This window comes from Corynebacterium ureicelerivorans (assembly GCF_000747315.1).
GTDB classification, from domain to species: domain Bacteria; phylum Actinomycetota; class Actinomycetes; order Mycobacteriales; family Mycobacteriaceae; genus Corynebacterium; species Corynebacterium mucifaciens.
This window is the reverse complement of record NZ_CP009215.1, coordinates 1,196,216-1,223,081: the sequence shown is the minus strand read 5'-3', so window position 1 is coordinate 1,223,081 and position 26,866 is coordinate 1,196,216. Positions and strand designations below refer to the sequence as shown.

Here is a 26,866-nt window from a genome sequence, read left to right as displayed (position 1 = left end):
TCGGGGGCATGGCCCTCAACGACTACGACGCACTCCTCGTCCTCTCCTTCGGCGGCCCCGAAGGAGAGGACGAGGTCATTCCGTTTCTCGAGAACGTCACCCGCGGCCGCGGCATCCCCCGCGAGCGCCTTGCGGCGGTTGGCGAGCACTACTTCCACTTCGGCGGTGTGAGCCCCATCAACGCGCAGAACCGCGAGCTCATCGCCAACATCGAGGCCGAGCTGTCGGCGCGCGGCATCGACCTGCCCGTCTACTTCGGCAACCGCAACTGGCACCCGTTCGCCGAAGACACGGCGAAGCAGGTGCTTGACGACGGCCACAGGAACGTCCTCGTCTTCGCCACCAGCGCCTGGGGCGGGTACTCCGCCTGCCGCCAGTACGACGAGGACATCCAGCGCATCCGCGAGATCACCCCGGAGATCACCTACACCAAGCTGTGGCAGTTTTACGGGCACCCTGTGTTCATTGAGCTCGTCGCTGAGGGGCTGCGCGCGGCCGTGGACAACGCAGATGGGCAGACGCGCGTGCTGTTTACCGCGCACAGTGTGCCCAGTGCCGCGGACGAAAACGCTGGCGGCCCGACGGATCGGCACTTGTACTCGCGCCAAGTGGAGGAGGCGGCGAAGCTCGTTGCAAAGCACGCAGGCGTAGAAGACTACGAGCTGGTGTGGCAGTCGCGCTCCGGGAACCCGGCGACGCCTTGGCTCGAGCCGGATGTGGTCGACCGCGCGCATGAGCTCAAACGGGAGGGGATGGAGCACCTGATTTGTGTCCCCATCGGCTTCATCACCGACCATATGGAGGTGGTGTGGGACTTGGACACCGAGCTGCGGCAGGCGTGCGAGGAAATGGGTGTGACCCTCGAGCGAACGCAGACTGTGGGGCTCGAACCCGAGTTCGCTGGGATGGTCGTGGACCTCGCGCAGGCAGTTGCCACCCAAGTCAAGCCTGAAACCTTGTCAACGGTGACCGTGCAAGGCTGCACCGTCAACGGCGCCCCGTGTAAGGAAGGGTGCTGCGCGCCGGTGAAGCGTCCACAGCGTTCACGCGGTTAACGCGCCCACTCGCGCTGGTAGTCCACCACCGCGTCGGCCACGCCGGCCATCCGCGCGGAGCGGACGTGGCGCCACAGGGCAAAGAGCTGGGGGTCAAAGGAATGGTCGTCCAGCCGGTCCGTGACCGTCTCAATGATCGCGGCCACCCTGTCAGCTCGGGCGAAGAGCTTCGCGGCCCGGGCGGTGACGCCGGCGGGCAGGCCCGGAGTATCGTAAAAGTCTGCGAGGGTGCCTATTGCAAGGCGCGGGTTCGGCAGCTCCATGCGTGTGCCGCCGGCGGCTTCGATGAGCACGGCGGCCTGGTCCGTGGCGCTCGAGAGCAACTGATCCGCTTCACCGGGTGAGAGCCACTCCGGCTCGGGGAGTGGTTCCGGATCCTCGAACCACCGCCAGCTCACACCGTCACCTGCATACGTGGGGATCAGAATGTGGTGGGCGCCGACTCCGCGGACCACCAGTGCCCCGGCTTGCGTGAGCGCCTCCATCGCGGGAGATCCCGCCCGCAGCCGCGGTGCTTGTCCGGGGCCCCAGAGCACAAGTCTGACACAGGGGCCGGGTGAGTCGAGATCGGCGGCGGAACGGACGTCGTGAAGCAGATGCGCCACAGGCTCGCCGAGAAACGTGTGCCTGCCACCGAGGTCCGTAAGCGCGTCGATCGTGTCGTCGGTGGACTCCACGTTGTAAAGCCAGGCCGCGAGCCAGACGGCGGTGTTTTGGAGAGGAGAATAGACTTCGGCGCGCGTGTGCATCGGGGACAGTGTAGTGGTGCGGATAGAATACGGACGCACTATGGGAGATAGCCGGTACAGCGGAGACATTTTTCAAGGCCACGCGCGCACAAAGCGGCCAGCGTACCCGGAGGTGCCAGCGGAGCCCGGCATCATCGTGGAAATCGTGGGCAACGACTTTGTCGGCGCAGTGGTGGGGTTTGAGCGCACATATGACGGCGACTTTGTCAGGCTAGAAGACCGTCACGGAACGCAGCGGCTGTTCAAGATGCTGCCCGGCGCGTTCATGGTGGAAGGCAGGCGCGTTACGCTGACGCGCTACGTCGCGCCGCGTCAGGAGGGGCCGAAACGGTCCAACTCAGGCTCCCGCAAAGTTAAAAACGTGCAGGCGAAAGTGGCCATGCCGTCTCGCATTTGGGTAGAGGGCATCCACGACGCGGCGATTGTGGAGCAGGTGTGGGGCCACGACCTGCGCGTCGAAGGCGTCGTTGTCGAGTATCTGGAGGGCCTAGACAACCTGCAGCAGCGTCTGGACGAGTTCCAGCCGGGGCCAGGCCGCCGCATCGGGGTGCTGGCCGACCACCTTATCCAGGGCACCAAAGAGTCGCGTTTGGTCGAGCACGTCGGGCCGCACGTCTTAGTCACCGGCCACCCGTACATCGACATTTGGGCGGCGGTGAAACCTGCGAGCGTGGGCATCCCTGCGTGGCCGGAGGTGCCCTACGGGGAAGATTGGAAGACCGGGGTGTGCCGGCGGCTGGGCTGGTCCGACCCGAAGGAAGGGTGGCGGCGTGTGTCTTCGTCCGTGCGCACATTCCGGGACCTCGACTCCACCTTGATCGGGGCGCTGGAGCGTCTAGTGGACTTTGTGACAAACCCGGAATTGTCCAAATCCGATCTCGGACACATGTAAGGTACTGCTGGTGGGATCGCTTCTCTGGTTTGTGGCCGCCGCAGCCCTTGCGCTATTGGAGTTAGCGGCGGGCGAATTGACCCTGCTCATGCTCGGGGCAGGCGCGCTCACCACAGCGCTGGTTGCGCTCGCTGGCGTGCCGCTGTGGGCAGAACTGGCCGTTTTCGTCGCTTCGTCGGCGCTGTTCTGGATGTTCCTGCGGCCGGTGCTTCGCACGCGCATGGACGCTCCGCTCGTGCTGGATGAGACGCCCCGCGCGCTCGTGGGCAGCCGGGCAGAGGTTGTCGAGGAGATCGCTGGGGGTACCGGGCAGGTGCGTTTCGACGGCTCGCTGTGGTCGGCGCGCAGCTTGGATCCGGCGGAAACGATCCCAGCAGGATCCACCGTGACCGTTTACGATATCGACGGCCCTGTTGCTGTCGTGTGGAAGGAGCCCTAAGTGGGAGGGATCATCACCATCGTCATCATTGTCGCCTTGCTGGTGGCGATATTCACCGCCTCGGTCAAACTCATCCCGCAGGGTGAAGCAGCGGTGATTGAGCGGCTGGGGCGATACACCCGCACGGCGTCGGGCGGGCTGACCTTCTTGGTGCCGTACATCGACCGCGTGCGCCAGCGTGTGGACACCCGTGAGCGCGTGGTGTCGTTCCCGCCGCAGGCCGTGATCACCCAGGACAACCTCACTGTGGCCATCGACACGGTGGTGACGTTCCAGATCAACGATCCGGCCAAGGCTATCTACGGCGTGGACAACTACCTCGTCGGCGTGGAGCAGATCTCGGTGGCGACGCTGCGAGACGTCGTCGGCGGCATGACGCTGGAGGAGACGCTGACGTCCCGCGAGACTATTAACCGCCGCCTGCGCGGCGAGCTGGATGCCGCCACCGCGAAGTGGGGCCTGCGCATTAGCCGAGTCGAACTGAAGGCGATTGACCCGCCACCGTCCATCCAGCAGTCCATGGAGATGCAGATGAAGGCGGACCGCGAGAAGCGCGCGATGATTCTCACTGCGGAAGGCAAACGCGAATCAGACATCAAGACCGCCGAGGGCGAGAAGCAAGCCCGCATTCTTTCCGCAGAGGGCGAGAAGCACGCAGCGATTCTCGCGGCCGAGGCCGAGCGCCAGGCCATGATGCTGCGTGCCGAAGGCGAACGTGCGGCCAAATATCTGGCCGCACAGGGCGAGGCCCGCGCGATCCAGAAGGTCAACGCCGCGATCAAGTCCTCCGGCGTCACGCCGGAGCTGTTGGCCTACCAATACCTGGAGCAGCTGCCGAAGATCGCCAACAACGACGCGGCGACGATGTGGATGATCCCGTCCCAGTTCGGCGACTCGTTGCAACAGTTCGCCCGCGCGTTCGCCGACAAGGACGACGACGGCGTGTTCCGCTACAAGGCGGACTCGCCCAACGAGCGCGACCGGGAAATGGCGGAGGCGGACGACACGGACCGTTGGTTTGACACCTCCACCGACCCGGAGCTGGCAAAGGCGCTCGCCGAGGCGCGTGCGGTGGCGAATAAGCACGTGGACGACCCGGACCCGACTCAGGAGCCGGCAGAAACGTCGCCCCAGCCCGGTTTGGAGCGACGCGAAATCACGGCCCGCGAACCCGCCGCGGATTCCGACGAGAGTGCAGCGCCGGGGCCAGTTTCCCGGCCGGCTACCCCGTCTGAGCAGCCGCGCGAGTAATCAGGTTCAGCGCAAGCTGCCACCCGGCCTGCTCAGCGGGCCACCCGGCCGCCTGTAACCGCTGGCTCATCGCCTGCTTGGAGATGCCCAGGGTTGCGGCGGCCTCGTTCTGGTTCATGCCGCGGCGCACGAGTGAAGTTGCCTCGCGCCCCTCGTAGGTGCGCTTGTGCAGCACGTGCGCCATCAGCGCGAACACCGCGGCGATATCGGAGGCGTCCGTCGAGGCATCGCGCTTATCGACGATGACCTGCACATGGCCCGGCCTCGTGCCCACGGCCCTTGTGGCTGCGTGAGAAGCGTCTGAACTGTCCGCGATGCCCAGCCCGATGGCCCAGCTGCCGTCGGAAAGCAGCGCCATGATGAGGTTAAGCGCCGCCTCCGCATCGGCGACTTCTGAGCGGATGTCCTCCACACCCAGCACCTCAAACCCGGCGACCCCGGGTAGGGAACTCAGCGCCTGGGCGGATCGCTCCACCACTGTGGCGCGCCCCTTCTCCCGCCCCCGGTACCTGGCATGCACTGCGATCATGGGCCGAAGCCTACTCGGGTCTACCCCTGCGCCTTGACTCCGACACGGCGCGTGGGCAGCTTGGCGTCCAGCACCAGACCCATAACGCCGGCCACCGCCAGCACCGCCATGACAGCGACGAACACCGGGTCCGCCCGGCCCGTTAGTGTGTCGCCGAAGAGCACGACCAGGATCGTGCCGGGGGCAGAGCCGACCAGGGTGGCCAGCGCAAACGGGATAACCGGCACCCGGGTAAGCGCGGCCGCGTAGTTGAGTACGGAAAACGGCACCGCGGCAATCATGCGCAGGCTGAGAATGGCCAGCCACCCCCGTTGCTCAAGGCGATGATTCAGGTTCTGCACCGAGGGGTGCGTCAGGCGGGGTTCGACCCAATCCCGGAGGAGCGACCTCACGATTACCAGCGAGATGACAGCGCTGATCGTGGTCGCGGTGAGCGCGATAAGGATTCCGCGGCCCGCGCCGAAGAGGATCCCTGCAGAGACCGTCATGAGCGTCCTCGGGATTGGGAACTGCGTAATTAGCACGTAGAGCAACCCGAAGACGACAGGGAACCACGGACCCGTGTGGTCGGACCAGTCGCGCAGGGTTGACAGCGGGGGGGCGTCGAGAAGCCGCCACGCCGCGATGAAAACCACTGCGGCAACACTGAGTAGCACCAGCTTGTTCGACCGTTTCACGAGCCACAGTTTTACAGCAAGGGGTTGCCGAACAGAAAAACACCCCGCTACGTGCGGTAGCGGGGTTAAAATCTGTGCCCGAGGGGGGACTTGAACCCCCACGTCCGTTAATAGGACACTAGCACCTCAAGCTAGCGCGTCTGCCATTCCGCCACCCGGGCTTTGGGTGTTTTTCAGCCTCTCGGCTGGGCACTCGCATAACTATAGGGCTGGGTGGGGCAAGCACCAAATCGCCAGCCCAGCCCTAGGAATTTACTAGCTTTTGAGAGATGATCACCCCGCCCAGACGTGTGCTGACGTACCGGTGGTTAGTTCCGCCCGCACCACCCGCGGCCGACACCAGCACGGGCGCGCTGCCAGAGGTGCGGCCTCTCAGGGGCCGGGACTGTGGATCCTCAGCCCCGAGGAGCAGTCGTACAACGCCGCCGCCGCGTGGGCGCGGTGCGAAGGGGCGCTGTTCCCGCCGCACACCGTCAACGTGTTTGAGGGCACTATTGCAGACAACGTGAACCCGCGCGGGGACGTTCCGGAGGACGTCGTAAAGCAAGCTCTTGCCCCGCCCACTGCCAGGACATTGTGCGACGCCTGGGCGCGGTGCAGGCGGACGGGAAGCTGCCCGGCGCACCGCTGGGGAGGCTGGTCTCAACCTCACCGGCGGGCAGCGGCAGCGTGTCGCACTCGCGCGGGCGCTCGCGGCGGACCCGGACGTGCTGATCCTGGACGATCCGACCACTGGGTTAGATTCCGTGACTCAGGCAGACGTGGTGGCCGCCGCAGGTGTCAGGGAGACATTCGCCTACCTGGCGGAGCTGCCGAACGCGCTGGATCGGCGCTGGTGGGCGGTGCTGCTGACCGTGCAGGCGCTGACGGTAGTTGCCTACACCACCCAAGCCAACCTCTTCGGGTGCAGTGTCGACCCGCTCACCAGCGGGACCGTTCCGGTGCTTGGTGCCGGGACCCGCGCGTTCGTCTGGATCATCCTGCTTGCCATGCTGTGCATGTTGGCGGAGATGTTCCTGCGCGGGCTTGGCAACTTCGTCGTCGGCCAGAAAGTGGCGCAAGCCTCAATCGACCTGCGCCGTCGCTGCCTTGACAACCGCGCTGGTGGTTGCGCACCGCTTGGACCAGGCAGCCCGAGCGGACCGGATCTTGGTCATGGACGCCGGGCGCATCATCGAGGACGGCACCCACGCCCGGCTCATCGAGGCTGGGAGGGAGATACGCGCAACTGTTCGCCGCATGGAGTGGCAATGGTCACTAGCTCTCGGGTAGGAATGGAGCTATGACTGCTTCTTACGTTTCCGACCGTTTTCCCGGCCCAGACCCGTACGCCCCGCTTGCAGACGTGCCGTCCTTTGAACTCTCGTCGAAAGACATCGTCGACGGCGAGCGCTTGGCCGACACGCTCGCCGGTGACGACGCAACGAGCCCGCAACTGGTTTGGTCGGGCGCTCCCGAGGGAACCAAGACGTTTGCGGTAACCTGTTTCGACCCGGACGCGCCAACCGCATCCGGGTTCTGGCACTGGTCCGCCTTCAACATCCCGGCCGACGTGACTGAACTGCCCGCCGGCGCGGGCTCGGAAGAGGGTCTCGGTGTGGGCGCGGTGGTGCTTACCGGCGATAGCGGCGTCAAGGGCTACTACGGTGCGAACCCGCCCGCCGGCCATGGCCCGCACCGTTACCTCTACGCGATCCATGCGGTGGATACGGAGCTGCCCGCGGACGAGATTGCCAACCCCACGCAGCTCGGCTTCAACCTGAACTTCCACTCGCTCGGCCGCGCCATCATCTGGGGCTGGTACGAAAACCAGTAAGGCTTACCGATGGTCCCAGTGCAATTACGCGTCGGCGGCGCGTTCTTGGGCGTCGCGCTTGTGCTTGTGCTCTACGCCGTGATGGCGCTGCTTCGAGGTGACGCCGCGCTCCCCGTCACTCCGCAGGTGCTCTCCGTCATCGCTGCGGTGGCTATCGTCGGCGCCTTCGCCACCTACAACACCAAGCAGGAAGGCTCGCGCACCCAGGTGGGTGCGTTGCTCGCGGCCGTGGTGCTCATCGGGCTCGGCTTCATCGCGCCCGACACTGAGCTCATGGCCACCACGCCGTTCTGGCTGATCGGCTGGGCGCTCGCCGCCGGGCTGTGCGCGGTGGTGCTGCGCCGCAGCGCAGCAGGGCGCGTTTAGAGTTCTTTCCACTCCAGCCCGCTGCCCACGGCCTGCTCAATCGCGTCCAGGCCGTGGGCTCGCGCCCGCGGCGATGCGCTCCCACGCCTGCTCCGGGGTGTAAATGCCGCCGACGCTGACCAGGACCAGCTTGGCTCCGACTCGCTCGTTGAGGCGCTTGAGCACCTCGAGCGAACGCTTAGAGACGGGTGTTGCGCGGTCGTATCTAGTAACACCGTGGTGAGTATCGAGTAACGCATTGGTGAGCATCCAGTAACAGTCCGGGGGAGGATTCTGGTGACCGCGTGACTTCAGGGCACGCGGCGTTACCAGAGGAGTCTGATTGTGACTGACTACCGGGCGGTAATGGATCAAGTGCTCAAAGGCTGGTCTGTCCGTCAAATCTGTTCGAGTTCGCGGTGCTCGCACACCACCGTGCAAAAGGCTCGCGATGCGCTGGTGGAACACAACATCACAACCCGTGAGCAACTTCGTGGGGTTGCGGATCATGAGCTGGCGGACTGGTTCGTCGACGGGCGCAGCCATGCTCAGGGGGATTTCGTCCCGATCGATTTCGACGCTGTCGCCAAGGCGCGCACCGGGCGCAACAAGGTGACCCTGCAGGTGCTGTGGGGCCGCTACACCGCACAGCCTGCGGGCACAGGCCAGCGGTACTACAGCTACGAGCGGTTTCGCCAACTTGTGGCTCAACACGTCGATGCAGCCGGGCTGACCGCCAGAATCACCCATCTCCCAGGCCATACGATGCAGGTGGACTGGGCAGGCACGAAGATGCGGTTGTTTGACCCCACCGGCGGGCAAGGCTTGAAGGTCAGTATCTTTGTCGCCTCGCTGCCGTATTCAGGGATGGTGTTCGCCTGCGCGTGCGCGGATGAGCGCCAGGACGCGTGGCTTGCAGCTCATATCCGCGCGTTCGAGTACTTCGGCGGGGTTGCCGAGGTCATCGTGCCGGATAATGCCTCAACGGCTTCGAATGCGATCAGTGCCGCGGACAGGAATCGCCGGGTCAACTCCACCTACGAGGAGTTTTTGGAGCACTACAACACCGCCGCGTTGCCGGCTCGGGCGAAACGTCCCAAGGATAAGGCCAGCGTTGAAGCTGCAGTCAAGATTGTCACCCAGAACGTTATCCACGCACTCGATGGCCACCAGTGCGCCGGAATAGACGAGCTCAACGCAAAAATCACCGTCCTAGTCGATGGGATCAACGCTGCCGAACCGTTTCGCGGCAATGCGACGAGCAGGCGCGCATTGTTTGATCAGTTCGAACGCGACGTGCTCACCGCGCTGCCTGAAACGCCGTGGCAGCGTACCGAATGGAAACGCGCCAAAGTCGCGCCGAACTTCCACATCAGAGTGCACAACGCGCATTACTCGGTGCCCAACCAGCTGGTGGGCCGCACCGTGGATGTGCGTATCACCGGTGACAGTCTCGCCGTCTTCGACGCCGGGCAGCGTGTGGCCACCCACCAACTCGCACGTGCCCGCGGGGTGTATGTCACCGACACCGACCACATCCCGGCGAACATGGGTGACACCCGTGGGTTGTGGACAAGCGAGTACTTCCTGCGCGAAGCCGCCAAGATCGGGCCGGCCACCCGCCAGGTGATTGCCGAGCTCATCGAAGCCAAAGCGATCCCTGCCCAGGCGTACCAAGCGTGCCGCAACGTGCTCAGCATGGGCAAACACACCAACAAGCCAATCCTCGAAGAAGCCTGCAGGCGGTTGGTGTCCACCGACGGTGCTAGGCGTGCTGTGTCGTATACCGCGGTGAAAAACATGATGGCCGCCGTGCGCAAAGACACCTCCACACGGCCTACAGGCACTGACCTGCCAACCGATCAACCAACCGGCAGACCCGCTGACGGCGCGCCTGCGCCGACAGCGCGTGACACCCGCGGCGCCTACCTCGGTGGTGCTGCCCAGTTCAGCCTCGAAAACCTCACCAAGAAGGGATCTGCATAACCCATGCCCCACCCACAGCCAGCATCAGCATCTGCCCGCTTCCTCGATGAATCAGTCCTGCCGGTCTTTACCGACCTGCGCATGACCGCCTTCGGACAAAGCGTCATCGACATCGCCGCCGATCCCGCCTTCGACGATTGGAGCTTTTCCGACAAGGTGCTCTACGCACTCGACAAAGAGGTAGCGGCCAAGCGTGAGAGGCGAGTCAACAAACTGCTCAAAGCATCCCGATCGCCAAATCCCGATGCTTGTATCGAAGACATCACCTACACGCCCGGCCGCACCATCAACAAAGAGCAAATCACCCGACTCGCTCACTGCCAATGGTGCCAAAGCGCACAAAACATTGTCATCCTGGGCAAATCCTCCGTCGGCAAAACCTACCTCGCCCAAGCACTACTCACCGCGGCGTGCCGAAACGACTACTCCGCACGCTTCTTCCGCACCGACACACTTGCCAACCACCTCGCCGTGCTCAAACACGACGACCCAGCCCGCATCACATTCCTCGAAGACCTCCACCACACAGACGTGTTAGTCCTCGACGACTTCCTGACCACCCCAATCGATGCCGTCACCGCACACCAACTGCTCAACATCCTCGCAGAGCGCGAACCCCGCGGATCCACCATCGTGACATCCCAGTTCACACCCGACGAGTGGTACAAATCCATCCCCGATGCCGTCATCGCCGAATCCATCCTCAACCGACTCGTCGCCGGCGCCGAAATCATCACACTCGAAGGCACCAACATGCGACTGGCCCCATAACCCCGCCGAAACCCCAAAACGCCCGGGTGTTACTCGATACTCACCCGGGCGTTACCCGATACTCACCACACCGTTACTAAACACGTGGTCTAAACAACGGGAGCCCCGCTTACCCCGCCGACCTCCATGGCCTCGACCTCGGGATCGTCTGTCGGCTTGTTTCTGCTTTCCGCTACATCGACAGTTCCAGGAATCTCGACGACCCATGGTCCGAAGGTGCTGCCATGGGGGTTCTATGCCAGCGCGCTCTGCATCGGGTACATAGCGGCTGCGCGGTCCGCAACAGGCGGCGCTGCCCAAAAAACGCCGACGTGCGGGCTCGTCGTTGTGGCAGTCGCGACACCGTGGATCCTCCCAATTCGGAGGGGCGGAGCCCGCCGGCTACGCTATCGTCATCGGGATTTTCGGCCCCGCCGTACGTTGCTTACTCAGAGCGCTGTATTAGATGGTGTCTATCATTGCTCGCTAACGCCCCTGGCAGCGGAATCAGCTTTCTTCACCGCAATAAAAAATCCAGTGGCCGCAACTGCGTAGGCGATTAACCGGATGGTTATTCCTAAACGCGCGCACATGTCAGGTGCAAGGAGGCCAATTACGACGAGGAGTAGGGCGAAGAGAATGTCGAGAACACCAAACGCCCGCAGTAGTGGGGCAGCTGCTCTGTGCCCCGCATTCCATGCCGCGTCGCTAGTTCTGGTCGCCTGAGTTCGAATTCCAAAACCATCGTTGCGCGAGTTCGTACCGTTTAGAGTCTTTCTGCACAGTATCAGGGAATTTACGCCGAAAAATAGGAGGGCCAAGGCAGAAATCGCAAGGGCGGAACCCACTTGTAAATCACCTTCAAAATCGAAATGACGGAGTGCTGGCCTAATCGTCAAAAGCACGTGAGGTGCGTTCAAAAGTTTGAACTACGGATTCGTCGAGCTGTTCACGCTCCAACAGCGCCTAGCTAAACCGCTCACCACTTCCAGTAAGTAACCCGCATGACCTAGGAATCCTGCGGTGGCGTCCAAATGAAATTCAGCGAGATCCATCGACGAGAGCTTGCAGGCGCTGCAAAAACTACTAGCGGTTCTTCTTATTCCAGCGATACCTGCGGAGATAGAAGATCGGCAAAATCAACAGGTAATATCCGCCTAATGTAAAGGTCACCGGAGCGATTAAGTGATCCAAGCTCAAATTGCTCCAGAATGAGCCATCCGGATTCGGGGACCGCGTGTTGGAATCGGTGCCGACAGGAAACACAACATACATGGCGATCACTGCGAGAGGCACAATAACGAAGCTCTGCCACCATGGCGGAACCCATGGTGCCCCGTTCTCCTCTCGTGCGGCGAGCGCTCCCCCGAATCCCATTTCAAACCGAGAACCCATATTATAAATTCCTAATCAACGCGAATTTGCTCACTAACCGCGCATGAACCCGCGTAGAGAGCGAGTTGCCCCGCCCACACTACCGGCCCCGAGGCTTTGATGCCGTATTCGAGCAATGCGGTCGCGCCATATACCGCGGCGAGTGAGACGATTCTGTCAGCCGCAAGTTTCCTCTGCTTGTGCCTTAGGTAGCGGCCAATTTCTTGACCGTCTGCCCAACTTAAGGGAATACCGAGGGCATTAGATACAACACATTGGCCGAATGTTCCGGGGTCGTACGTCGTGACCGCCGCTCCATCTGGGTATGAAGCGGGGGATCCCATGAACGCGGCGAGTCAGCCCTAGACAGTCACGACTGGCGACCCGCGTCCTCGGGCCGCTGCTGGAGCTGATCGGTGAGGCTCGCGCACCCAGGTGGGTACACTCATCGCAGCCGTCGTGCTCACCGGGCTCGGATTTAAAGCGCTGGACACACGGCTGGTGACGACCACACCATTTTGGCTGCTCGGCTGGGCACTCGCCGCTGGGCACACCTAGAGCGTTTTCCACTCCAGCCCGCTGCCCACAGCCTGCTCAATCGAGTCCAGGTCGTGGGCTTTAATCTGCGCGGCGATCCCGCGGTGGATGCCGCGGATCCAGCCCAGCCCGCCATAAATGAACGGGGTGTAGCCCTGCAGCAAGCTCGCGCCCGCGGCGATGCGCTCCCACGCCTGCTCCGGGGTGGAAATACCGCCGACGCTGACCAGCACCAGCTTGTCGCCCACGCGCTCGTTGAGGCGCTTGAGCACCTCAAGCGAGCGCTTTTCTAACGGGACACCGCTGATCCCGCCTGCGCCCATCTTCTCTACCCTGGAAGCGGGAGTGTTCAGTCCGTCGCGGGAGATGGTGGTGTTGGTGGCCACAATGCCGGCAAGGTCCAGCTCCACGGCGAGGTCAGCCACAGCGTCGATGTCTTCGTCGGAAAGATCCGGCGCGATCTTCACCAGCACCGGGGTGGTCGTGGACTTCTTTACCACTTCCAAGATCGGCCGAAGCTCTTTAACCGCCTGCAGGTCGCGCAGACCCGGCGTGTTGGGGGAGGAGACGTTGACCACCAAGTAATCCGCCAGCCCGCCGAGCAACGTCGAAGTGGCGCGGTAGTCCGCGACGGCGTCTTCGGAGGTCTTGTTCTTGCCGATGTTGATGCCCACCACGTCGCGGGAGCGCCTCGCCCGCAGGTTATCCGCGACGGTGAGCGCGCCCTTGTTGTTGAACCCCATGCGGTTCAAAATGGCCTTGTCTTCGGGCAGGCGGAAAAGCCGCGGGGCCGGGTTGCCCGGCTGCGCTTTCGGGGTCACGGTGCCCATCTCGGCGTAACCGAAGCCGACCGCGCCCCAAGCGTCGATCGCCTCGGCGTTTTTGTCGAAGCCGGCCGCCAGCCCCAGCGGGGCGGGGAAGTCCACGCCGAAAACGGTTTGGCGCAGCACCGGGTCGTGCACGCGCACGGCCTTTTCCATCCCGCGGTTGACCGGGGTGGCCAAGTGCAGCGTCTGTAGGGCGCCGCTGATGATGCCGTGGATGCGCTCCGGCGGCAGCAGGAACATGAGTTTGAGTGCGCGGTCGTAGAGCGTCATGGGTGGTATCTCCTAGTTGCTCTCGGTCTGGTCGGCGGGGGAGACGATCTGGATGCCGTCGCCGGTGGCGGAGGCGGTGACCACGATGCCGTCGTCAAGCGTAATGATGCTCTGGGCGTCGGCGACGGTGGCGAAGTGCTTACGTTTCACCGGAATGCCTTGAGAGATGTCGTAACCGGTTGCCGTGTTGCTGGCCAGTGAGCTGACCCACGCGAGGCGCTGCGCCGGGTCCCACGCCGCGTCCCAGGGCCCCTCCGGCACGGGCGCGGATTGCTGGAGGCGGATGATGTCGTCGGTGGTGTAGACGTGGAGCTGGCTGCCGGTGGAGTCTGCGGCCAGCACCAGCCCGTGCTCGCCGCCGGCGACCTTGCCCACACCTAGGCCCACGCGCAGCGTGCCGCCTTGGCGCGAGCCCGCCCAGTCCACGTCTTGGATCGTGGTGTCGAAGCGGTTCGTGCGCACTACCGAGTCGCGCTGGCCATCCACCTGCACCGCTTGCAGCTGGTCGGTCTCGCGCGCGACGTCGATTGTCGAGGCCAGCTCGCCGTCCTCAAAGACCCAGATCTTGCGCTCGGAGCTACTGCCCGCGAGCACCTCGCCTGTCGACGCAACAGTGGCCACCGTGACCGGCAAATCAGTGCCGATGGTCTCGTCCCGGTCGCCAAACAGCTTGATCTCCCCGTCGCAGGCCACCGCGAACGTGCCGGCGTTGGCGGACGCCTCGCCGCACGACGCGTCCAACGCGTGCCGCTCACCTGCGCCGCGTTCAATCTCCTCCAACGTGCCGATGGTCAACGCGTCGGCCGTGCGCACGCCGATGCGCCCGTCTGTCACGTCCAGATCCCGCACCGGCTCGAACGAGACCACTTGGCCCGCCGGGTCTACCGCCGCGGGGGACTGGGCGGGCTCGGCGCTGCCCATGCTCGCGGCCGCCTCACCGCCGGCTTCCTCGATCTTCGCGGCAGGGGATGCGCCGCAGGCGCTCAGGGTGATAACTGCTGCGAGGGCACCGGAGGCCGTCGCTACGCGGGTGCGTGATGTGGGGGCAGACAAACGAGCATTCACAAGGCGAAAGCCTAGCAACGCGCCCGTCGCGCACCGCAGTCGCTCAGGCGGCGTGGTAGTGTCTTTCGCCATGACTGATCCCGCCACAACCATGTCCTGGCTCCAGGTCGTTGTCTTGTCCGTCGTCCAAGGGTTGACGGAGTTCCTGCCGGTCTCGTCCTCTGGCCACCTGCGCATTGTCTCGGAGCTGTTCTGGGGCGAAGACGCCGGCGCCAGCTTCACAGCCGTGATTCAGCTCGGCACCGAGCTCGCGGTCTTGGTGTACTTCGCCAAAGACATCTGGCGGATTCTCACGGGTTGGTTTGCAGGCCTGGCCGACACGTCCAAGCGGGGGGCGGACTACCGCATGGGGTGGATGGTCATCGTGGGCACAATCCCCGTCGCACTCGCTGGTGTGCTGCTCAAAGACCTCATCCGGGACAATTTCCGCAACCTGTGGATCACCGCGACTGTGCTCATCCTGTTCTCGTTCGTGTTCATCCTGGCGGAGCGAATGGGTAAGAAGACGCGCGGGTTTGGCGAGCTGACTATGAAAGACGCGATCGTGATGGGATTGTGGCAGTGCCTCGCGCTCATCCCCGGCGTCTCCCGCTCCGGCGGCACCATCTCGGGCGGTTTGCTGCTCGATCTGGACCGTGAGGTGGCCACGCGCTTTTCGTTCCTGCTCGCCATTCCCGCGGTGCTGGCTTCCGGGCTGTTCTCCCTGCCGGACGCGTTTGACCCCCAGGCGGGGCAGGCCGCGTCTGGCCTGCAGCTGCTAGTCGGCTCCGGCATCGGGTTTGTCGTGGGCTACATCTCCATCGCCTGGCTGCTCAAGTTTGTGTCCAACCACTCGTTCGCCTGGTTCGCTGCATACCGCATCCCGCTGGGACTGATCGTCATGGCGCTGCTGGGTGCGGGCGTCATGGCGTCGTAACGGTAGGGTTGCCCGCATGCATGCTTGGCCCACGCCGTCCGTTCCCGCCGTCGCCGGTACACCGGCGCCGCTAAAGCTCTACGACACCGCAGATCAGCTTGTGAAAGAGGTGGACACCACCCAAGACGCCAACGGGGAGGTTGGCCTCTACGTCTGCGGCATCACGCCGTACGACTCCACCCACCTGGGTCACGCCGCGACCTACCTCACGTTCGACCTGGTGCAGCGCCAACTCATCGCCAACGGGCACGCGGTCCACTACGTGCAGAACATCACCGACGTGGATGACCCGCTGTTCGAGCGCGCAGCGCGCGACGGGGTGGACTGGCGCGCGCTGGGTACCAGCCAGATCGACCTGTTCCGCAGCGACATGGAAATCCTGTCGGTAATCCCGCCGCGCGACTACATCGGCGCCATGGAATCCGTCGACGAGGTCATCGCCATGGTCCAGCGTCTGCTCGCTAAAGGGGCCGCCTACGAGCTCGACCACGGCGATATCTACGCCTCTATCGAGGCGACGCAACAGTTCGGTTACGAGTCCAACTTGGACCGCGCCACCATGGAGCAGTTTTTCGCGGAGCGCGGCGGCGACCTCGAACGCGAGGGCAAGCGCGACCCGCTGGACGCGCTGATTTGGCGCGGGCACCGCGAGGGTGAGCCCGCCTGGGATTCCCCGTTCGGACCGGGCCGTCCCGGCTGGCACGTTGAGTGCTCCGCCATCGCTACCAACCGGCTGGGCGCCCACTTTGCCATCCAGGGCGGCGGCTCCGACCTGGCATTTCCGCACCACGAGTTCTCCGCCGCCCACGCCGAAGCCGCGCTGGAGGTGGACCGCATGGCCAGCCATTACGTGCACGCCGGCATGATCGCACTTGACGGCGTGAAGATGTCGAAGTCCCTGGGCAACCTCGTCTTTGTACACAAGCTGTCGGAGCAGGGGCACGATCCGTCCGCGATCCGCCTGGCCGTCTTTGCCGGCCACTACCGCACGGACCGCGACTTTTCCGACGCCATCTTGGACGAGGCTGGGGCGCGTCTCACCCGCTGGCGCGAGCAGCTAGGGAAAGAGGCGAGCGAGGCGGAGGCGATCACAGTCGTCGACGAGCTGCGGGCCCACCTGGCCAACGACCTGGACACGCCGCGGGCTCTGACGCTTATCGACGGCGTCACCGGAGACCACGACCGGATTATCGCTACCGCTCTCGACGGGTTGCTCGGCGTGCGTATTTAGCGGCGCTCGCGCACAATGGTGCCCATGAGCGCAGCTGCAGAGAGCTCGATCCGGGCGCAATTTCAGCCCGAGGTCGACGAATTTATCGACGATCTGACCACGTTCGCCACCGGCTCCTACTTGCAGGACGACGACAAAGACCTGTGGGAGGAACCCTTCGATCCGGCGGTGCTGCCTGACCTGAAGAGGATCTTGGAGATGTTCCTCGACGCGCTGGACCTCCTGGGCGATGACCCGGAGGGCGAGGCGCTGGTGAAGGTGGTCGCGCCGTTGTACGCCAACCTCGACGAGTTCAACGAGCAGCACGCGGGTGCGGTCTTGGAGCCGGAGGAGAAGGCAGACATTGAGACCCTCGTCTTTCGCGCCGCCGCCGCTACCGGTGCTACCGACGAGGCACTGCATGAGCTGCCGGAATTTGAGTAGGCCCGCCGCCGTCTTTTGGGACATGGACGGCACCCTCATCGACACGGAGCCGCTGTGGGGCCAGGCCACCTACGAACTCGGGGAGCTGCTTGGCCGCCCGCTGACACCGGAAGTGCGTGAACAGACCATCGGCGGCAGCTTCCCCAACACGCTGCGCATTGTCGCGGACTGGGCCGGGCACACGCTGGCCGAAGGAGATGTGGAGCGCTACCGCACCTGGATGTTTGGCCGAGTGGCCGAGCTGTTCTCAGGCGGCATCGCGCTCAACCCGGGTATCGAGGGAGTGCTGGAAGCGCTCGCGCAACGGGGCACCCCGATGTTCGTCTGCACCAACACCGAACGGGTGCTGGCCGATCCGTGCATCGACGCGATAGGCAGACAATACTTCGCCGACACAATTACCGGCGACGAGGTGGATAACCCTAAGCCCGCGCCCGAGATGTACCTCGAGGCAGCCCGGCGCGTTGGCGCGGCTCCTGGCGAGTGCCTCGTTGTCGAGGACTCGTGGAACGGCATGTCGGCCGCTGCCGCTGCGGGATGCGTCGTTCTGGGGTTGGGCGATGCCGTGCCGGACGGGGTGTCAAAGCTCGACCCGCAGGCACTCGTGGGCGCCGATGCCGGCGACGTGGACAGCTGGTTTTCTGCAGCTCTATAGGCATAAACGGGGGTGAGGAGGCTGCAGCGCGAAGCAGCATTCTCCGTATAGTGGCGCCCATGGACGCACGCATTGAAGAAGACCTCCTTGGCACTGCTGAAGTACCCGCAGACGTGTACTACGGCATCCACGCACTACGCGCCGTGGATAACTTTCATATCTCCGCAAGCACTATCAACGACTTCCCGGAGTTCATCCGCGGAATGGTGCAGGTGAAGAAGGCCGCGGCTATGGCCAACCGCCGCCTGCACGCGCTGCCGAAGGATAAGGCCGAGGCGATCGTCGCGGCCTGCGACAAGATCCTGGGCGAGGGCGTGTGCATGGACCAGTTCCCCATCGACGTCTTCCAGGGCGGAGCGGGCACCTCGGTGAACATGAACACCAACGAGGTCGTTGCAAACCTCGCGCTTGAGCTGATCGGCCGTGACAAGGGCGATTACGACGTGATCAACCCGAACGACGACGTCAACATGTCGCAGTCCACTAACGACGCGTACCCGACCGGTTTCCGCCTCGGCGTGTACTACGCGGTGCAGAGCCTGTTGGAGGAGCTCGACAAGCTGCAGAAGGCACTGCGTGCGAAGGGTGACGAGTTCGCCGACATCATCAAGATGGGCCGTACCCAGCTGCAAGACGCCGTCCCGATGACCCTGGGCCAGGAATTCACCGCCTTCGGCGCCAACCTCGCAGAGGAGCAGCGCACCATCAGCAGCGCGGCCGACTCGCTGCTGGAGGTCAACCTGGGCGCGACCGCCATCGGCACCGGCATTAACACTCCGAGCGGCTACCGTGACCAAGTGGTCTCCGCGCTGCGCGAGGTCACCGGTCTGGACATCCAGGCGTCGCCGGACCTGATCGAGGCGACCTCCGACACCGGCGGTTACGTGATGATGCACAGCGCTATCAAGCGCGCCGCGATGAAGCTGTCGAAGATCTGCAACGACCTGCGCCTGCTGTCTTCCGGCCCGCGCGCCGGTCTGAATGAAATCAACCTGCCGGAGCGGCAGGCGGGTTCCTCGATCATGCCGGCGAAGGTCAACCCGGTGATCCCCGAAGTGGTCAACCAGGTCTGCTTCAAGGTCTTCGGCAACGACGTGACCATCTCGATGGCCTCCGAGGCGGGGCAGCTCCAGCTCAACGTGATGGAGCCGGTGATCGGTCAAGCACTGTTCGAGTCCATCCGCTTGCTCGCCAACGCGGCGAAGACCCTGCGCGAGAAGTGCGTCACCGGCATCACCGCCAACCAGGACGTGTGCGAGGCGTACGTGACCAACTCCATCGGGATTATCACCTACCTCAACCCGGTGATCGGCCACCACAACGGCGACCTCATCGGCCGCGAGGCGGCAGAAACCGGCAAGAGTGTCTACAACCTCGTGCTGGAGAAGGGTCTCATCGAGGAAGAAGATCTGAAGAAGCTGCTGAGCAAGGAAAACCTCATGCACCCCGAGTACCGGGGCAAGCTTTACGTCGACGACGAGCCGAGCTTGGAAGGGTAGGCGCGGAGGCGTAGCCAACATCACATCGACTGCATTTCCGTTTCGGGCTCCTCCGGACAAATAATGGGATGACCTAATAACTGTCTGAAGGAGCCCGTCGTGTTACTCGCCGTCCACATCATCATCCTCCTCGGAGCGATTGTGGTGGGAGCGCGGATGGGCTCTATCGCCATCGGCTTCGCTGGCGGGCTCGGCGTGCTACTGCTGGGCGCCACCGGGATGCCGGTCAGCGCGGAAGCCATCCCGTTCGATGTCATCGGCATCATCATGTGCGTCATCGCGGCTATCTCCGCGATGCAGCTCGCTGGCGGCATGGACTACCTGGTGGACCTGGCAGAGCGCTTCCTGCGCCGTAACCCGAAGCGCATCACGGTCTACGCCCCAATTGTCACTTGGCTGATGACGGTGCTCGCCGGCACCGGCCACACCGCATTTTCCACCATGCCCGTCATCGTGGAGGTGGCCAAGGAGGGCAAGGTGCGGCCCTCGCGCCCACTGTCGGCGGCCGTGATCGCCTCACAGATGGCTATCGTCGCTTCGCCGATTTCCGCCGCGGTGGTGTTTATGGCCTCCGCGCTCGAGCCGCTCGGCGTGGGCTACCTCCAGCTGCTGGCGGTGATGATCCCCGCGACGTTCCTGGCAATTTTCCCCATGGCCTGGATCGCCAACAAAACGGGCGCGGAGCTCGAAGATGATCCGGTCTACCGCAAGCGAGTGTCCGAAGGCCTCGTTGCGCAGCCGGCTTCGCGCGAGCACTACGTCCCGCCCCAAGGAGCAAAGACCTCGGTGGGGATCTTCCTCGCCGCGATTGTGATCGTGATGGTCTACGCCACGCTGATCTCTGATCAGGTGGGGCTCATTTCGGATCCGACCATCCCGCGAAACGAAGCGATCATGGCCATCATGCTCGGCGCCGCCGCATCCATCGTGCTGGTCACCCGCACGACGGCAGCGGAGATCCTGAACACGCAGGTGTTCCGTTCCGGCATGTCCGCCTGCGTGTGCGTGCTCGGTGTGGCCTGGCTAGGCACGACGTTCATCAACTACTACATCGAGGACATCCAGAACATCGCCGGCGACGTGCTCACCGCGAAGCCGTGGCTGCTCGCGATCGTGCTTTTCATCGCCGCATCGCTGCTGTACTCCCAAGCAGCCACGGCGAAGGCGCTCATCCCGGCGGCGCTTGCGATTGGAGTGAGCCCGCTGACTGCGCTCGCCGCCTTCCCCGCAGTCTCCGCGCTGTTCGTGCTACCGACGTATCCGACGTTGCTCGCCGCGGTGGAGATGGATGACACCGGTTCCACCCGCATTGGTAAATACGTGTTTAACCACCCGTTCTTGGCCCCGGGCGTGGTCTGCATATTTGTCAGCGTTCTGCTGGGTTACGCCATCGGCGCCGCTGTAGTGTGAGTCGCATGACTGCTCAACCGTTGACTGACGTCGAAATCGCCCAAGCCCACGAGCTCGCTCCCATCGCCGACATTGCCGCACAGGCCGGGGTCGGCGAGGATGCGCTCATCCCGTACGGCAAGCACATGGCCAAGGTGGACATCACCCAGGTGCCGTCCGGCAACCTCGGCAAGCTGGTCGTTGTGACCGGCGTGTCGCCGACACCTGCCGGCGAAGGTAAATCCACCACGCTTATCGGCCTGACCGACGCGTTGGCGAAGTTGGGGCAAAACGCGATGGTGGCGCTGCGCGAGCCCTCGCTCGGCCCGGTGATGGGCATCAAGGGCGGCGCGGCTGGCGGCGGTTACTCCCAGGTGGTGCCGATGGAGCAGATCAACCTCCACTTCACCGGTGATTTCCACGCCATCACCAGCGCCAACAACATGCTCGCGGCCTTGATTGACAACCACATTCACCAGGGCAACGCGCTGGGCATCGACCCGCGCCGGGTGACCTGGCAGCGCTGCCTGGATGTCAACGACCGCGCGTTGCGCAACGTGGTCACGGGCCTTGGTGGGCCAGCACACGGCGTGCCGGCGGAAACCGGGTTCACCATTACCGCTGCGTCGGAAATCATGGCGATCCTCGGCCTGGCAACGGACCTAGAGGACCTTAAGCAGCGCCTGGCCAACATCACCATCGGCCTGACCTACGACAAGAAGCCGGTCACTGCGGGCGACCTCGGGGCTGAAGGCGCGATGGCGGCGCTGCTGAAGGACGCTGTGAACCCAAACCTGGTGCAAACCTTGGGCGGGACTCCAGCGTTCATCCACGGCGGCCCCTTCGCCAACATCGCCCACGGCTGCAACACCCTGATTGCCACCCGCACCGCGCAGCAGTACGCCGACATCGTGCTCACAGAGGCCGGGTTCGGCTCGGACCTCGGCGCGGAGAAATTCTTCGACATCAAGGCGCGCTACGGCGGCCTGGATGTTGCAGGCGCAGTCATCGTCGCCACCATCCGTTCCATCAAACACAACGCAGGTGTGGCCAAGGCAGAACTGTCCAATGAGAACGTCGCTGCGCTGGAGGAAGGCATTGTCAACCTTGAGCGCCACGTGGAGAACGTGCGCAAGTTCGGTGTCACCCCGGTGGTGGAGCTGAACCGGTTTACTTCCGATACGTCCGCCGAGCTGGAGTTCGTGCACGCATGGGCGAAAGACAAGGGCGTTGCGCTGGCGGAAGCGGATGTGTGGGGCAAGGGCGGCGACGGCGCGCTGGAGCTCGCCCAGACGCTGCTGGACAACCTCACCGAGGGCACCTCGCGCCCGCTCTACGACCCGGCCGAGGGCGTCGAGCGCTCCATCGAGACCATTGCCAAAGAGATCTACCGCGCGGACAACGTCCAGTACTCCGCTGCTGCGCTGAAGGATTTGCAGACGCTCAAAGACAACGGCTTTGACAACCTCCCGGTCTGCATCTCCAAGACGCAGTACTCCTTCTCGGACGACCCGTCGAAGCTGGGCGCACCGACCGGGCACACCCTGCACGTGCGGAACCTCATCCCGCGCACCGGCGCAGGCTTCGTGCTTGTGCTCACGGGCGATGTGATGACTATGCCGGGCCTGCCCAAGAAGCCGGCGGCGAACAACATCGACGTGGACAACAACGGCGTGATCAGCGGCCTGTTCTAGGCTTCCGGCTTCGGCGCTGTGTCCGCCCGAGACCCCGGCCAGCCGGGGTATGGCGGGGGAGTGCCGCCGAAGACGGGGCACAGGGACTGGAAGGCGCACCATCCGCACAGCTTGGACTGCTGCGGGCGGAAAGTGCCCGCCTTGCCGTCTGCCTCGATCTTCCACCACAGCTCTGCAAGGTCGCGCTCGAAGTACTCCAGCTCCTCCCGCGACGGGGCGAGGATCATGGAATCCATGACCTTGAGGTACATCAGTTTCAGCTGCGTGGGCACGACGTTGAACAACCGCCAGTACACCAGGGCGTAGAAACGCATCTGGAACTGGGCATCCTGGGAGTAGCGCAACAGCGGTTTCTTACCTGTCTTGTAGTCGACCACGCGCACCTCGCCGGTAGGTGCGATATCCACGCGGTCGATGAACCCGCGCACCGGCACCCCGTTCGGGAGCGTGAAATCCACGGGCATCTCCTGCGCGTGCGCGTCAAAGCCCAGTGGATTTTCCATGGTGAAGTACCCGCGGAGCAGCGTGCGCGCGTCTACAAGCAACTGGTACTCGTCGGCGACAGGCTCCCCGCAGGACGGGTCGGCTTCCTGCATCCGCTCCCACTGGGGTTTCAACCGCTTCACCGCAGCGGGGTAGGTCCGCTGCTCGCGCGGCCACGTGAACATCTCCTCCAGCACCGCGTGGACCAAGGTGCCCTTCACCTGCGCCTCTGTAGACGGCTCCGGGATCCGGTCTATGGCGCGCAGCCTGTACTGCAGCGGGCAGCGCTTGTAGTCGGAGGCGCGCGACGGGGAGAGGGCGATTGGGCGTGGGGGAGTGCTGGGAGTTGTCATGGTGGACAACATCATAGAGTGGAGCCATGACACAGCCCTTCATCGATTTCATCGCCCAGAGCCCGTCAGCATTCCACGCCGCCGCGGCCGTCGCCGACAGGCTGGAGGCGGAAGGGTTTTCGCGGAGCGCATTGCTTGACGACGACGCGCACGCCCCCGGTGGCCACCTGAACGTGCGCGACGGCGCGGTCGTCGCGTGGTGGGTCCCGGAAAACGCCCGCCCGCGTTTCCGGGTGGTTGGATCGCACACCGATTCGCCGGGCCTGATGGCCAAGCCGGACCCGGATGTGCTGCGGGAGGGTTTCAGGCAGGTGGCGGTGGAGGTCTATGGGGGGCCGATTCTGGCCAGCTGGTTCGACCGGGACCTCACATTCGCAGGCAGGGTGGTCACGGCGGATCGCACCGAACACCTTGTCAATACCGGGCCGGTGGCGCGTGTGCCGAACCTGGCCATCCACCTTTACCGCGGCGACATGCCGGAGATCGACCGCCAAGTGCACACGCAGCCGGTTCTGGGCGAGGACCGGCCGCTTGTGGAGCTTGCGGCGGAATCTGCCGGCATCGATGCGGAGGACATCGTCGCTCACGAGTTGATCACCGCGGACGCGCAACGCGGCGAAATCCTGGGCGATATGCTCGCCGCCGGGCGCCTGGACAACCTCACCAGCATGTGGGCGTCGCTGCAGGCGCTGCTCGCAGCCAAGGACCAGGCAGAGCACCAAGCGGGGGACATCCTGGTGCTCGCCGCGTTCAACCACGAGGAGGTCGGCTCGGCCTCGACTGCGGGCGCTGGCGGCCCACTGTTGGAGCGTGTGTTGACGAAGGTGGCCGCCGGCTTCGGCGACCCCGCCGAGATCATCGCCAACTCAATCCAGGTCTCTGCGGACGCCGCGCACGCGGTCCACCCGAACTACCCGGGCAAGCACGACCCGACCCACCACCCGCTGATCAACCGCGGACCGGTGCTGAAGATCAACGCCAACCAGCGGTACGCGTCAAACGCTGCGACGGAAGCAGAGTGGATCCTGGCCTGCCGGGCCGCCGGGGTACCGCATCAGACATTCGTGGGCAACAACGCCGTGCCGTGCGGGTCCACTATCGGGCCGATCTCGTCGACGCGGCTGGGCCTTCCCACCGTGGATGTCGGCGTGCCGCTGCTGTCTATGCACTCCGCCCGGGAGCTGTGCGGGGTCGACGACATGGACTACTTCGTGCGCGCCCTTTCGGCTTTTTACGCGGGCGCGCGGTAGGGCATACTAGCCGCCATGTATTCGGGACCGTTCCAGCCAGGCGACAAGGTGCAGCTTACTGACGCAAAGCGACGCCACTTCACCATCGAGCTCAAAGCAGGCGGGCAGTTCCACTCGCACAAGGGCATCGTCCACCACGACGACATCATCGGCGCGGACGAGGGCTCGGTGGTGAAGTCGACGCTCGGCTCGGACTTTCTGTGCTTCCGCCACCTGCTGGTGGACCACGTGCTCTCGATGCCCCGTGGCGCCGCCGTGATCTACCCCAAAGACGCCGCACAAATTCTGGTCGAGGGCGACATCTTCATGGGCGCGCGCGTCCTCGAGGCCGGCGCAGGCTCCGGCGCGCTGACGATGTCGCTCCTGCGCGCGGTCGGCCCCGAGGGCCATGTCTACTCGTACGAAATCCGGGATGACCACCTCGCCTTCGCCAGGGACAACGTCGCCGACTACTTCGGGGGTGAGCCAAGCTGGTGGGCGCCGCGGCTCGGCGACTTTGGCGAAGTCACTCCAGAGGACCTGGACGGCCAGGTAGACCGCGTCATCCTGGACATGGTGGAGCCGTGGCACTTCATTGACACGGTGAAGAACGTCCTCATCCCGGGCGGTGTGTTCATGACGTACGTGGCTACCGTGCCGCAGCTGATGAACATCATGGAGGCCATCCGCGAGGCGAAGTGCTTCACCGAGCCACGTGCATGGGAAACCCTGCTGCGCGAGTGGAAGGTCGAGGGCCTGGCCACCCGCCCGGAGCACCGCATGAACGCGCACACGGCGTTCCTGGTGTGGACCCGAAGGCTCGCAGACGGTGTGACGCCGCCGCGGCCGCAACGCAAGGCTCGTCGGTAGGCGGAAAGCCCCTCTGTAGGCTCGAGCACATGGCACATCCCCACGACGGCACCCCCGCGGCGGAGCTGCGCGAGCTCGCACGTCAAAACCGCGAGCTGACCTCGCGCAATCAGAAGCTCGCTGAGCTGCTAAAAACTAGCCGCGACAAGCTCAACGACCTGTACGCCAAGGTCGAGGAACTCAATGAGCCCGCGTCGACATACGGGATCTACCTCGCTCCGGTCCCGCGCGACGGCGAGGCCGAGGTGCACACCTCCGGCCGACGCATGCGGTTAAAGGTGTCGCCGCTGGTGGATCCGGCGGCGCTCGTCCCCGGTACGCTCGTGCGCCTCGGGGAGGGCACGATCGTGGTGGAGGCCTGCGGGTTCGACCCCACCGGCCAGCTCGCGACCATGATCGAGCGCGTCGGCGAGGACCGCGCCATCGTGGCAGACCAGCAAGGTGCGGAATCCCTCGTCATGCTCGCCGAGCCGCTGCGCGCCGCCGTACGCGCAGGGGACACCGTCCTTGTGCACACCTCGGCGGGCTACGCCTTCGAGCGGGTGGCGAAGACGGAGGTCAACCAGCTCTCCTTGGACGAGGTCCCGGATGTCACCTACGCCGACATCGGCGGCTTGGCCTCGCAGATCGAAACCATCCAGGACTCGGTGGAGCTGCCGTTTTCCCACCCGGAGCTTTACCAGGCCTACGACCTGCGCCCGCCGAAGGGCCTGCTGCTCTACGGCCCGCCCGGTTGCGGCAAGACGCTGATCGCCAAGGCGGTCGCGAACTCGCTGTCGCAGCGCATCGGCGACGGTGGCCAGGCCCACTTCATCAACGTCAAAGGCCCGGAGCTTTTGAACAAATTTGTGGGCGAGACCGAGCGTCGCATCCGCCTCATTTTCGAGCGCGCCCGCGAACTCGCATCCGGCGGCAACCCCGTCATCGTCTTCTTCGACGAGATGGAATCCATCTTCCGCACCCGGGGCTCCGGCGTCTCCTCGGACATGGAGACCACGGTGGTGCCCCAGCTGCTCACCGAGATCGATGGCGTGGAGGACATCGCCAACGTCATCGTCATCGGCGCGACGAACCGGGAGGAGCTCATCGACCCGGCGATTTTGCGCCCGGGCCGCCTCGATATTAAGGTCCGCGTCTCGCGCCCAGGCCGAGCGGAAGCGAAGGACATCCTCGCCCGCTACATCACCGATGGCGTGCCACTCGCGGCTCCGCGCCACGAGCTCATCGACGCCACCGCCGACGCGATGTTCGCCCCGCGTCCCTTCGTGCGCCTCGAGCTTGTCGACGGCTCCGCCGAAACGCTGCACTATTCCGACTTCGTCTCCGGCGCCATGATCGCCAACGTGGTCGACCGTGCCAAGAAGCTGGCGATTAAGGACCACCTTTCCGGCGTGTCCACAGCGGGCGTTACCGCCGACCACCTGCGCCAGGCAGTGCGCGAGGAGCAGGACGAGAGCGAGGACATGCCGAACACAGCGAATCCGGACGAGTGGGCGCGCATCACCGGCAGGCACGGCCGCCGCGTGGTTGCCGCAGAGGTCATCGGGTAGGCGGGGCGATCC

At 64.4% G+C, this 26,866-nt stretch carries 26 protein-coding genes, 1 tRNA gene and 4 pseudogenes; 22 read left to right on the top strand and 9 right to left on the bottom strand.

Annotation, left to right across the window (positions count from 1 at the left end; all coding sequences use genetic code 11):
* The first annotated feature begins 8 nt into the window (after window positions 1-8).
* Window positions 9-1,055: a ferrochelatase gene (locus CUREI_RS06105; RefSeq protein WP_038611633.1), complete on the top strand. Its 1,047-nt coding sequence runs from the start codon at window positions 9-11 to the stop codon at window positions 1,053-1,055.
* Here the strand turns inward: CUREI_RS06105 and CUREI_RS06100 are convergent.
* Window positions 1,052-1,804 (bottom strand): hypothetical protein, encoded by a 753-nt coding sequence (locus tag CUREI_RS06100; protein ID WP_038611629.1) that lies wholly within the window; start codon window positions 1,802-1,804, stop codon window positions 1,052-1,054. The genes CUREI_RS06105 and CUREI_RS06100 overlap by 4 nt on opposite strands.
* Window positions 1,805-1,844: 40 nt before the next feature.
* Here CUREI_RS06100 and CUREI_RS06095 point away from each other — a divergent pair, with 40 nt between their 5' ends.
* From CUREI_RS06095 to CUREI_RS06085, 3 genes are read left to right on the top strand one after another with little or no spacing between them, the layout of a single operon-like run.
* Window positions 1,845-2,696 (top strand): DUF3097 domain-containing protein, encoded by an 852-nt coding sequence (locus CUREI_RS06095; protein WP_038611626.1) that lies wholly within the window; start codon window positions 1,845-1,847, stop codon window positions 2,694-2,696.
* A 10-nt stretch (window positions 2,697-2,706) separates the two neighbouring features.
* Window positions 2,707-3,135 carry an NfeD family protein gene (locus tag CUREI_RS06090; protein ID WP_038611623.1) on the top strand — a complete coding sequence of 143 codons (429 nt, stop codon included), beginning with the start codon at window positions 2,707-2,709 and terminating at the stop codon, window positions 3,133-3,135.
* 9 nt (window positions 3,136-3,144) lie between these two features.
* A complete protein-coding gene (locus tag CUREI_RS06085; RefSeq protein ID WP_407919157.1) occupies window positions 3,145-4,386 on the top strand; it encodes an SPFH domain-containing protein in 1,242 nt (413 codons plus the stop codon).
* Here the strand turns inward: CUREI_RS06085 and CUREI_RS06080 are convergent.
* The 3 genes from CUREI_RS06080 to CUREI_RS06070 all read right to left on the bottom strand — a co-directional run bounded on the left by CUREI_RS06080 (window position 4,358) and on the right by CUREI_RS06070 (window position 5,753).
* Complete coding sequence (locus tag CUREI_RS06080) at window positions 4,358-4,915, bottom strand: DNA-binding protein (protein ID WP_038611620.1); 558 nt, start codon at window positions 4,913-4,915, stop codon at window positions 4,358-4,360. The two genes, CUREI_RS06085 and CUREI_RS06080, sit on opposite strands and share 29 nt — an antisense overlap.
* A gap of 20 nt (window positions 4,916-4,935) precedes the next feature.
* Window positions 4,936-5,592, bottom strand: coding sequence for a TVP38/TMEM64 family protein (locus tag CUREI_RS06075; RefSeq protein ID WP_038611617.1), 657 nt, complete (start codon window positions 5,590-5,592; stop codon window positions 4,936-4,938).
* A gap of 75 nt (window positions 5,593-5,667) precedes the next feature.
* Window positions 5,668-5,753: transfer RNA gene (locus tag CUREI_RS06070), tRNA-Leu, on the bottom strand.
* Window positions 5,754-6,143: 390 nt separating this feature from the next.
* Here CUREI_RS06070 and CUREI_RS12870 point away from each other — a divergent pair.
* The 5 genes and pseudogenes from CUREI_RS12870 to CUREI_RS06055 all read left to right on the top strand — a co-directional run.
* A pseudogene (locus tag CUREI_RS12870) lies at window positions 6,144-6,266 on the top strand (hypothetical protein); the annotation flags it as partial.
* A gap of 72 nt (window positions 6,267-6,338) precedes the next feature.
* Window positions 6,339-6,686 (top strand): annotated as a pseudogene (locus tag CUREI_RS12865) (hypothetical protein); the annotation flags it as partial.
* Window positions 6,622-6,853 (top strand): annotated as a pseudogene (locus CUREI_RS12860) (ABC transporter ATP-binding protein); the annotation flags it as partial. The pseudogenes CUREI_RS12865 and CUREI_RS12860, both read left to right, overlap by 65 nt.
* 21 nt (window positions 6,854-6,874) lie before the next feature.
* Window positions 6,875-7,408: a YbhB/YbcL family Raf kinase inhibitor-like protein gene (locus tag CUREI_RS06060; RefSeq protein WP_038611612.1), complete on the top strand. Its 534-nt coding sequence runs from the start codon at window positions 6,875-6,877 to the stop codon at window positions 7,406-7,408.
* Between the two features lie 9 nt (window positions 7,409-7,417).
* The gene (locus CUREI_RS06055; RefSeq protein WP_038611609.1) at window positions 7,418-7,774 is read left to right on the top strand and encodes a hypothetical protein; all 357 of its coding nucleotides are present in this window, start codon (window positions 7,418-7,420) and stop codon (window positions 7,772-7,774) included.
* On the opposite strand, the pseudogene CUREI_RS11985 reads toward CUREI_RS06055, so the two are convergent.
* Window positions 7,771-7,963 (bottom strand): annotated as a pseudogene (locus tag CUREI_RS11985) (quinone-dependent dihydroorotate dehydrogenase); the annotation flags it as partial. The gene CUREI_RS06055 and the pseudogene CUREI_RS11985 overlap by 4 nt on opposite strands.
* 135 nt (window positions 7,964-8,098) lie before the next feature.
* Here CUREI_RS11985 and istA point away from each other — a divergent pair.
* On the top strand, window positions 8,099-9,739 hold the full coding sequence (istA, locus tag CUREI_RS06050; RefSeq protein ID WP_084768122.1) for an IS21 family transposase: 1,641 nt from the start codon (window positions 8,099-8,101) through the stop codon (window positions 9,737-9,739).
* A 3-nt stretch (window positions 9,740-9,742) separates the two neighbouring features.
* Window positions 9,743-10,510, top strand: coding sequence for an ATP-binding protein (locus CUREI_RS06045; RefSeq protein ID WP_038610129.1), 768 nt, complete (start codon window positions 9,743-9,745; stop codon window positions 10,508-10,510).
* Between the two features lie 455 nt (window positions 10,511-10,965).
* Here the strand turns inward: CUREI_RS06045 and CUREI_RS11980 are convergent, their stop codons facing one another.
* Entirely contained in the window at window positions 10,966-11,337 is a 372-nt protein-coding gene (locus CUREI_RS11980) for an SdpI family protein (RefSeq protein WP_084768203.1), read from the bottom strand.
* A gap of 961 nt (window positions 11,338-12,298) precedes the next feature.
* On the opposite strand from CUREI_RS11980, the gene CUREI_RS12755 reads away from it, so the two are divergent.
* The gene (locus tag CUREI_RS12755) at window positions 12,299-12,421 is read left to right on the top strand and encodes a hypothetical protein (protein WP_269077723.1); all 123 of its coding nucleotides are present in this window, start codon (window positions 12,299-12,301) and stop codon (window positions 12,419-12,421) included.
* Here CUREI_RS12755 and CUREI_RS06040 read toward each other — a convergent pair.
* On the bottom strand, window positions 12,418-13,497 hold the full coding sequence (locus CUREI_RS06040) for a quinone-dependent dihydroorotate dehydrogenase (protein WP_038611606.1): 1,080 nt from the start codon (window positions 13,495-13,497) through the stop codon (window positions 12,418-12,420). The two genes, CUREI_RS12755 and CUREI_RS06040, sit on opposite strands and share 4 nt — an antisense overlap.
* Before the next feature lie 12 nt (window positions 13,498-13,509).
* Window positions 13,510-14,562: a YncE family protein gene (locus CUREI_RS06035; protein WP_038614089.1), complete on the bottom strand. Its 1,053-nt coding sequence runs from the start codon at window positions 14,560-14,562 to the stop codon at window positions 13,510-13,512.
* A gap of 70 nt (window positions 14,563-14,632) precedes the next feature.
* Between CUREI_RS06035 and CUREI_RS06030 the strand changes: the two genes are divergently transcribed.
* The 7 genes from CUREI_RS06030 to CUREI_RS06000 all read left to right on the top strand — a co-directional run bounded on the left by CUREI_RS06030 (window position 14,633) and on the right by CUREI_RS06000 (window position 22,369).
* Window positions 14,633-15,478 (top strand): undecaprenyl-diphosphate phosphatase, encoded by an 846-nt coding sequence (locus CUREI_RS06030; RefSeq protein WP_038611593.1) that lies wholly within the window; start codon window positions 14,633-14,635, stop codon window positions 15,476-15,478.
* Between the two features lie 16 nt (window positions 15,479-15,494).
* Window positions 15,495-16,709: a cysteine--1-D-myo-inosityl 2-amino-2-deoxy-alpha-D-glucopyranoside ligase gene (gene mshC, locus CUREI_RS06025; protein WP_038611591.1), complete on the top strand. Its 1,215-nt coding sequence runs from the start codon at window positions 15,495-15,497 to the stop codon at window positions 16,707-16,709.
* Window positions 16,710-16,733: 24 nt separating this feature from the next.
* Window positions 16,734-17,132: a hypothetical protein gene (locus CUREI_RS06020; RefSeq protein ID WP_038611588.1), complete on the top strand. Its 399-nt coding sequence runs from the start codon at window positions 16,734-16,736 to the stop codon at window positions 17,130-17,132.
* Window positions 17,110-17,787, top strand: coding sequence for an HAD family hydrolase (locus CUREI_RS06015; protein WP_038611585.1), 678 nt, complete (start codon window positions 17,110-17,112; stop codon window positions 17,785-17,787). The genes CUREI_RS06020 and CUREI_RS06015 overlap by 23 nt, the downstream gene beginning before the upstream one ends.
* A 59-nt stretch (window positions 17,788-17,846) precedes the next feature.
* The gene (gene aspA, locus CUREI_RS06010; RefSeq protein WP_038611582.1) at window positions 17,847-19,286 is read left to right on the top strand and encodes an aspartate ammonia-lyase; all 1,440 of its coding nucleotides are present in this window, start codon (window positions 17,847-17,849) and stop codon (window positions 19,284-19,286) included.
* Window positions 19,287-19,385: 99 nt separating this feature from the next.
* Window positions 19,386-20,696 carry an anaerobic C4-dicarboxylate transporter gene (locus CUREI_RS06005; RefSeq protein ID WP_038611579.1) on the top strand — a complete coding sequence of 437 codons (1,311 nt, stop codon included), beginning with the start codon at window positions 19,386-19,388 and terminating at the stop codon, window positions 20,694-20,696.
* 5 nt (window positions 20,697-20,701) lie between these two features.
* Window positions 20,702-22,369, top strand: a complete 1,668-nt coding sequence (locus CUREI_RS06000; protein WP_038611577.1) for a formate--tetrahydrofolate ligase — start codon at window positions 20,702-20,704, stop codon at window positions 22,367-22,369.
* On the opposite strand, the gene CUREI_RS05995 is transcribed toward CUREI_RS06000, so the two are convergent.
* Window positions 22,366-23,205, bottom strand: coding sequence for a RecB family exonuclease (locus CUREI_RS05995; RefSeq protein ID WP_038614087.1), 840 nt, complete (start codon window positions 23,203-23,205; stop codon window positions 22,366-22,368). The two genes, CUREI_RS06000 and CUREI_RS05995, sit on opposite strands and share 4 nt — an antisense overlap.
* A gap of 26 nt (window positions 23,206-23,231) precedes the next feature.
* Between CUREI_RS05995 and CUREI_RS05990 the strand changes: the two genes are divergently transcribed.
* Genes CUREI_RS05990 through arc form a run of 3 tightly spaced genes read left to right on the top strand, consistent with a single transcriptional unit; the run spans window position 23,232 to window position 26,854 of the window.
* Entirely contained in the window at window positions 23,232-24,455 is a 1,224-nt protein-coding gene (locus CUREI_RS05990; protein ID WP_038611575.1) for a M18 family aminopeptidase, read from the top strand.
* A 15-nt stretch (window positions 24,456-24,470) separates the two neighbouring features.
* On the top strand, window positions 24,471-25,304 hold the full coding sequence (locus CUREI_RS05985; RefSeq protein WP_038611572.1) for a tRNA (adenine-N1)-methyltransferase: 834 nt from the start codon (window positions 24,471-24,473) through the stop codon (window positions 25,302-25,304).
* A 29-nt stretch (window positions 25,305-25,333) separates the two neighbouring features.
* Complete coding sequence (gene arc / locus CUREI_RS05980) at window positions 25,334-26,854, top strand: proteasome ATPase (protein WP_038611570.1); 1,521 nt, start codon at window positions 25,334-25,336, stop codon at window positions 26,852-26,854.
* Window positions 26,855-26,866 lie beyond the last annotated feature (12 nt).